The following is a 7,852-nucleotide window of genomic DNA, read 5'->3' on the forward strand; positions in this document are numbered from 1 at the left end:
GCCCTGGTCCGGGATGGAATGGCCCTGGTCCAGGATGGAATGGCCCTGGCCACAGAGGAAACGGTCCGGGGATTGGAGGGATGGGAAATGGCCCTGGAGTTGGAGGAAAGGGTACAGGTCCCGGCCCTGGAGGTGCTGGGAATGCTCCTGGCCCGAAGCTGTGGAGGGTACGCTCATAAGCAGCCTGCCAGGAGGTTGGCTGTGCGATATATGCTGTCCTGCGGCATCCGCATCCGCCTGCTCGGATAGAGGTATCAATGATAGGGGATCTAGACATTGTTCATACTCCCTTTTGTCTCAACTGGGTGTTTATACCTGTTCCATGATATGCCCAGATGCATATCCGGTGTGACACGCAATTCGGACCGCGATTGGGCTTTCTGCTTCTTAAGGCTCCAACATTAGCTTTCCAACTCCATGCTGGCAAGGAAATAGGGCGGCTATGTCGAATACAAAAAGGCTATGCAGTATGAATCAAGCTTACGGGGAATTGCCGGTCCGGTTGCATGTGAAATAGACGGAAAAAATCGGACGAGCTTGAACGGATGAAAGGGGAAATATACGGTGAGTAAACTGCTGGATATGCTTTTGGAGCATAAAATTGTAGCGATTTTTAGAGGATTCAAGGGAGCGGAGGCAGACGCTGCGGCATTGGCGCTGATTGAAGGCGGCATCCGGTTGATGGAAGTGACGATGAACACGGAGGAGGCCGCAGAGACGATTTATCGCTGGCGCGAAAAATTTGAGGGAAGAGCTGTAATAGGAGCCGGGACAGTGCGTGATGTGAAGATGGCGCAAGAGGCTGTTGCAGCTGGCGCGAGCTTTCTGATCTCGCCGAATCTGGATGAAGAAGTCATCGCATTTGGAGCAAGTCACGGCATTTCAGTATGGCCCGGGGTCATGACCCCAACAGAAATTGTGCGTGCAAGGAAGGTAGGGGCGGAAGCGGTGAAAATTTTCCCTATGGCCTCGCTAGGCGTCGGTTATTTGGCTGAAATCTGTGCTCCGCTTGATAATATTCCAATGATTGCAACGGGTGGCGTTGATTTAGAGAATATTAAGGATTATTTCGCTGCGGGGGCATGTGCGGTCGGAATGGGAAGCAAGTTGCTTAATAAAGAATGGATACGGGAAGGGCGCTATGAACTTCTGACTGATCAGGCGTCACAGTTTGTAAAAGCAGCTGCTGACTGCAAATAATATGACCTATAGTTAAAAACAAAGATGCCTGCGGGAATGAAGCCGCAGGCACAAGAGAGAATATATAATAAGGGGGGTCATGTTTCATATTATAGGCAGTGAAGATGAACCCAACCTGAAGCTAAGATTACAATTATATTACAAAATGGATTTGAACATGAAGGATTAAAACGGTAAGAGGAGTGTTTGAAATACAACATCATATTTTGCCAGTCGAGAGCCCCCCTATAACTTCGTATGCTAACCATGCTTTTTATTTATCAATGTTATCTGGCTCTAAACAGTACTTAGGATGGTTCTATTGCAATTATATCCAAATAAAAAGCCTTCCCTATAAAAAAGGTAATATTTGGTTCGATTTTTATACGCTTGATCCCGCATACCATTATAACCCTCATCTCACGACAACTAGTCAAATCTTGCAAAGAGATATGCTAAGTGTGCTTCAAATAGATATTTTGGATTTCATTAGAGAATCAATTGATACAGGCTACTATGTTCATCTGAATATAGATGAATCCGTAATACCCGAATCTCCGGGTTATAAAAAAGGCCCTTTTTTTCATCCGATTTTTATCTATGGCTATAACAACGTCGAGCGAAAATTTAAAGTTGGCGGTTTTTTTAACCAAAGAAAATACCAATTCATCGAAACAGATTATAAATTAATAAAACAAGGCTATGATAAAGCTATAGCAGATCAAAATAACCTTTGGATAAATCGGTTACAATTATATAAAATTAATCCATCCGCTAATTTTTTGTTTGATATAGAATGCGTACTGGAAGGTTTAACGGAGTATTATTTTTCTGTGCCATCAGACAGGAAAGTAAAACACTTTGAAAATCCCGATACGACAGCGGTTTTTGGATTAAGGACGTATGATTCTTTAAAAGAATATATCGGAACGATAGCACTAAAAGATCTTTTTATTGATATTAGGCCGTTTCATGTTATATGGGAACATAAAAAGGTCATGATTTCCAGACTGGAATATATGAGCAATATGGAGCCGAATCTAAATTTGTATATTGAAGCTTATGACAAATTGGGAACAGACGCATTAATAATGAGGAATATGGCTCTAAAATTTAATATCACTGAAGATACTCGTTTATTAGAACAATTATTGGTCAATCTAAATAATATTCAACTAAAAGAGAAAGAACTTCTGGAGATAATGTTACCTGAAATAGAAAAATGTATATGAGAAATCAGTGAAGCACGAATTCAGTCCCGTCGTGGTTAGGAGAAAAGAGGCGTCACGAGCACAGCCGGAGGAACCCGGGCAACTGGTTTACGCTCAGAGGATAAGTCAAGTATAATAATACGTATTACAAACCGTAATTTAAACGATTAAGGGGGCGCGAATGAGGAGGAAGCTGACGAAATGGACTCTGATGGCCATTGTCATTTTAGTTGGCCTTGGAACTGAGCTGAAATTCGAATCCGTCTTTGCCGATTCTTCCACGATTACGGACCTGAATCAATTAAGCGATGTGTTTGTAGAGCGATTGGCAACCCGGACTGAGGAGTTCGCCGTGACCTACTCCGGGGATAAAAAACAGTTGTCCGAACAGCTTCCCTCCCTATTGAAGGAAGCAACCGAACAGGATGATTATACAGCTTATATCGTGGACTCCTATTTTTATACACTTCGTACTTGGAGGTCAAAAGCCAAGCTTAGCGTTGTAATTCGATACCGGGAAACTTTGGAGGAGACGGAGGAGGTAAACCGACAGGTGAGCCTCGTCTTGAAGCAGATAATCAGTCCGCGCATGAGCGCCCATGAAAAGGTGAAAGTGATTCATGACTGGCTGGTTAGCCATCTCGAATATGACACGCGGTATGAGCGGTATACCGCTTATGAAGCGCTCAAAGACGGCAGGGCAGTCTGTCAGGGATATACTTTGCTTGCTTATAAAATGCTCAATGAAGCGGGAATCCCTGCCAAGATTGTCGAAGGAACCGTTGCTACGGGAGATCATGCCTGGAATCTGGTGCTTTTGAATGGCATCTGGTACCATCTTGATGTTACCTGGGATGATTCGGAAGCGAATCCCAATACCGGGATCTCTTATAGCTATTACTTGCAGACCGATAAGCAGATGCGGCCTGATCATTCATGGACGAAGAAGTACCCGAAGGCGTACGTTTCATACTTGGAAGTCCTGGAAAATCTACAAAAGAGCGATCCGACGCTTCGGTTGTTTTACCAGTGGCTGAAGGGACAGGTCGGCAAGTCGGGCCTTTCTATGCAAAACAGCTAAAATCTGAGCGTTAAAGAACAAGGCGTGCCCGGTGAAGTGGTTTAGTTTATTATGGATGCCAGATAAATGAAATGGCAGCGCAACTACCGTTTTGCGGTTGGTTGCGCTGCCTTGTTTGTGTTGAGGCCTGATGCGGTGATTGCCCCGTTTTTGCCGGAATGAGTCCTGGTTTCCTATTCTCCGCTGCGCCGGCTTGCAGTCATCTGCTGCCATACGGAGCCTGCAGCTTCCTCGCCTCGCTCAATTCGCTCCAATGCCATTTGGGCCTGGAGACGAATTTCAAATTCTTCGTCCCCGGCGGCTTCGCGCAGAGCTTCCAAAGCGGTTTCGTCCCCAATCTCATACAGATACCGCGCAGCCCGCCAGCGTACCAGCTTGTTGCTGTCCCCCAAAGCTTCAATCATTGGCCCGATAGCAGCCGGATCTCCCAGATCAGACAAAGTGTCCCCGGCAGTCCTGCGGACAGAAGGCGAACGGTCCTTCAGTGCGGTAAACAGATGCGGCAGGGCTTCAGGGATTCGCAGGTCGCCCAGATAGACAACTGCAAGTCTGCGGATGGACGCGTTCTCGTCGCCTAATGCCTGAGCAAGCAGAGGCAGAAACTCAGGTCCTGGAGATACTCGCTCCATGGCGGCATAACGGTCGTTCCAATCCGGCAAGGACAGGCGCTCCGCTAGCTCCTGGACGCTTGGCGGCGCTGGTCTTGGCGGGGCCGCACCTTCCACGGGGGCAGCCGAGCCTTGAGTTTTGGCCGCCTCAATCAACTCCTGCAGCCTCTCATCTGTATAAGCGGCAGCCAACTCGCCGACGACCTCGGTCATGATCTCCTCCGGCTCCCCGTAGCGGACGCCAAGGTCCTCGAGCATCCGTTCACGGATCATGCCGGAACCTGCAGCTTCTGAGACGGCTGCGGCGAATTGCGGTGGGAGCGCGGAGCGCGATTCGTTGTCTCCTATACGAACGCGAAGCTGCATGGGAATTCCCCGATACATCTGCACAAATACATGCGCTTCACCATAAGCTGTATCCTCCTGTCCAGTCGTCCCGGCCCCCTGGGTCGTGCCGGAATCGCCGGCAAGGAGCTGACGAGCCTGCTCAAGAATCGGCTGCCAGTCAGCCCCTGATCTGCGGTCGAGCGCGATGAAATCGGCAGTGCGGAATATACTGCGCACGCCTTCGATTTGCAGCAGGCTGCGAAGCGGCTCGGGCGCTTGCTCCAGCTGCTTGATGGTAAATGTATAGCGCTGCCCGGGCGGCAGCTTTATGTCAAGATTCAGTTTCATGGAATTCGGGCTTGGTGTCGGTTCGATGGAGAGTAGCTTCAAGGAATTATCCTCCTTTTAATTGCAGCCTGTTCGGCTATGTTAGTCTGCCTATAGTGTAACCCAAACAACGTTCCAAAGCGAGTCGCATAGAGCGGCAGTATAGCGGCTGACGAATGAAAACCTCCCCGATCGTCCACAATGAATAATAGCGTAAAATTTGGCGGCAGGGGAAAGGAGTGGGGAGGATGATCAGCAAGGAAGGGAATTTCTTCGTCGGTGTATGCAATGCAATGCTGCTGTGTCTACCGTTTTGGGCCGTTATCCTGTGGTTAATATGCAGATAGGCCTGCCCTGTTTTCCGGACAGGCAGATTTCATTTGGGTGAATGTTTCGGGTTTGCCCTCTGGCAAGTATTACTGTTATGCTAGATAATAGATTGAGGCAGTGAAGGAGTTGACGGCTTGGGTAAGTACCGCTTTACAAACTCAAATCCTGTTCATACAGAACACACGATGGCTCATTTCAAACGATGGCGCAAGGAACGGGCAAGAAAGCTGAAGGATTATTCTTTTGTTGTGCCAAGTGTGCCTCCTGATCTGGAATATTTGCGGGACAACAGTCAAAAGTCCTCTATAACCTGGATCGGGCATTCCACCTTTTTTATTCAGCACTCCGGTCTTAACATTGTCACTGACCCGGTATGGTCGGGCAAAATGGCGTTCCAAAAGCGGCTTGCTCCGCCCGGTATTCCGATAAGAGATATGCCTCCAATTGATATTGTTCTCATATCCCATTCGCATTACGATCATTTAAGCATGACTTCTCTGCGCCGCCTGGCGGGCAACAAGGAGCTTCTCGTCCCGGCCGGATTAAAGAACAAGCTGCTTCTGAAAGGATTTTTCCGCATTCGCGAGTTTCAGTGGTGGGATTCGGCGGTCATTAACGGTGTCCGCTTCACCTTCGTCCCCTCTCAGCACTGGACCCGGAGAACGCCGTGGGACATGAACCGTTCTCATTGGGGCGGCTGGGTGATTGAGCCTGCGTCCGGTCATGAAGAGAGCGACGACAACAGGTCGCATAAAAGAGAGAATAATTCAGGGGCTCATTATGCGCTGCCTGAGCCGTTCACACGACCGGTCGTTTCGGACAACCCGACGATCTATTTTGCCGGAGATAGCGGTTATTTCAACGGGTTTAAGGAAATTGGCAGCCGTTTTCAGGTTGACGTGGCCTTGATGCCGATTGGGGCCTATGAGCCTGAATGGTTCATGGGGCCGCAGCATGTGACGCCAGAACAGGCGCTTCAGGCTTTTCAGGATACAGGTGCGAAATGGTTTGTACCGATGCATTACGGTACATTTAAATTGGCCGATGATACGCCGCGGGAGGCGCTGGACCGACTGGAGAGCGGACGTGAATACTATAGGATTGATCCGAACCGTCTGGTCATTCTTCCGCTTGGAGAGACATGGAGATTGGATGGCGGCTAGCAAGCAAAACCAAAGCTGCAAAACATACAATTGTGGCAGATATATATGAGTGAAGAAGAGGCGCGGAACAATGGCAGCGGCAGGACTGTCCAGGTTTGCGTCTCTTTGCTTCGCGGTTTGTACAGCAAAATACCAAACCAGCACAAGGACAGGACAAACCATGTGCTGGATTGTTGGCAGGCGGATCGATATACTAGGGCCATATGACCAAAGGGAGGATTCCATTTTATGCCCGCACAACAGCCTATCCGGCTAGGTATTATTGGCGCAGGAGCCATTGGCAAGGTTCATATCGAGACGTTCAGACAATTGCCCGAGGTTCGTGTCACAGCTGTAGCTGATGCATATTTGCCTGCAGCTGAGCAACGTGCCGGCGAATACGGCATTGAACAAGCGACTCCGCAGGATTTGCTTGAAAACCCGGAGCTGGATGCAGTTGTGATCGGTGTGCCGAACCAGTTCCATGCGCCGCTTGCTATAGAGGCGTTGAAGCGCGGAAAGCATGTGCTTCTGGAGAAGCCGATGTCCATTGATTCAGAGACAGCGAGAACGATCTATGAGACGGCAAAGGAATCCGGTAAAGTGCTGATGATGGCGCACCAAATGCGCTGGCTGGGCATCGTCCGTGCAATTAAACAACATGTAGACCACGGAGACCTGGGATATATGTATAACGTAAAGACAGGATGGCTCCGTAAAAAAGGCATTCCCGGCTGGGGTTCGTGGTTTACTCGCAAGGACCAGTCCGGCGGAGGCCCATTAATCGATATTGGTGTTCATATGCTGGATTTGTCTCTGTACTTGATGGGCAATCCCAAGCCGATTTCTGTATACGGGTCGACGTATGCGGAATTCGGGCCGCAAAGACGCGGCATCGGTACATGGGGGACGCCAAACTGGGAGGGCTACTACGATGTCGAGGATCTGGCTACGGCTATGATTAAAATGGACAATGGCGCAACGCTGCTGTTGGAGGTCAGTTGGGCCGCTCACGCAGCCGGAGTGAAAGATGAGCCTTATGTCCAGCTCATGGGTACGGAGGCAGGTCTGGCTATATCGGGAAATACGGGGATGCTCATTACCCATGAGGATGATGCTGTTAAGGAAACAGCGATTGAGCCTTTGCAAGGGGAGAGCGACCGCGTACTGATGGGGAGGCACTTTGCCGAATCCATCCGCAGCAATAAAGATCCAATCAGTTCGGCGTTAACCGGGTATACGAATAACCGGATTTTGGATGCGATCTATGAATCCTCCCGTACCGGCAGCGAAGTTAAGCTGGATTGGTAAAGGAAATCTGAACACACAGTCTCTCCTTCGGGTGAGGGGCTGTGTTTTTTTTGTATCGTCCTTTCAAGCAAGGCCTGCTCCCGTTTCTTTCGTTCAACTTATATATAATTCTGCAGTCCCAAAATAATGTTTTTATTATGTTATATTTCATTACATTAAATTCGCTTTTATATTTTATATAATTAAATATTCCTAAACGAAATAAAGCGATATTCATCATTATTTTCAGTATATATAAGAAAATAATAGATGTAATCGCTTTTTTAATACTGTTACTTAATTGTTATATTATATAACATATAATAAAATGAACTCGTTGTATTTAGAAAAAAATAT

General features: G+C 48.1%; 7 protein-coding genes. 6 read left to right on the forward strand and 1 reads right to left on the reverse strand.

Going from position 1 to position 7,852, the window contains the following annotated elements; translation table 11 throughout:
* Nucleotides 1-87: 87 nt before the first annotated feature.
* The 4 genes from JFN88_RS03965 (at nt 88) to JFN88_RS03980 (ending at nt 3,471) form a co-directional block, all read left to right on the forward strand.
* A complete protein-coding gene (locus tag JFN88_RS03965; protein ID WP_199018023.1) occupies nt 88-249 on the forward strand; it encodes a hypothetical protein in 162 nt (53 codons plus the stop codon).
* A 315-nt stretch (nt 250-564) separates the two neighbouring features.
* The gene (locus JFN88_RS03970) at nt 565-1,200 is read left to right on the forward strand and encodes a bifunctional 4-hydroxy-2-oxoglutarate aldolase/2-dehydro-3-deoxy-phosphogluconate aldolase (RefSeq protein WP_199018024.1); all 636 of its coding nucleotides are present in this window, start codon (nt 565-567) and stop codon (nt 1,198-1,200) included.
* Between the two features lie 440 nt (nt 1,201-1,640).
* Complete coding sequence (locus JFN88_RS03975; protein WP_199018025.1) at nt 1,641-2,411, forward strand: hypothetical protein; 771 nt, start codon at nt 1,641-1,643, stop codon at nt 2,409-2,411.
* Nucleotides 2,412-2,571: 160 nt separating this feature from the next.
* Nucleotides 2,572-3,471, forward strand: a complete 900-nt coding sequence (locus JFN88_RS03980; protein ID WP_199018026.1) for a transglutaminase domain-containing protein — start codon at nt 2,572-2,574, stop codon at nt 3,469-3,471.
* A 173-nt stretch (nt 3,472-3,644) separates the two neighbouring features.
* Here the strand turns inward: JFN88_RS03980 and JFN88_RS03985 are convergent, their stop codons facing one another.
* Nucleotides 3,645-4,796 carry a conserved virulence factor C family protein gene (locus JFN88_RS03985; protein WP_199018027.1) on the reverse strand — a complete coding sequence of 384 codons (1,152 nt, stop codon included), beginning with the start codon at nt 4,794-4,796 and terminating at the stop codon, nt 3,645-3,647.
* Between the two features lie 401 nt (nt 4,797-5,197).
* On the opposite strand from JFN88_RS03985, the gene JFN88_RS03990 reads away from it, so the two are divergent.
* On the forward strand, nt 5,198-6,226 hold the full coding sequence (locus JFN88_RS03990) for an MBL fold metallo-hydrolase (protein WP_199018028.1): 1,029 nt from the start codon (nt 5,198-5,200) through the stop codon (nt 6,224-6,226).
* Nucleotides 6,227-6,454: 228 nt separating this feature from the next.
* Entirely contained in the window at nt 6,455-7,516 is a 1,062-nt protein-coding gene (locus JFN88_RS03995) for a Gfo/Idh/MocA family protein (protein ID WP_199018029.1), read from the forward strand.
* Nucleotides 7,517-7,852: the final 336 nt, after the last annotated feature.

It is taken from the genome of Paenibacillus roseus (assembly GCF_016424485.1).
Lineage (GTDB): Bacteria > Bacillota > Bacilli > Paenibacillales > Paenibacillaceae > Paenibacillus_D > Paenibacillus_D roseus.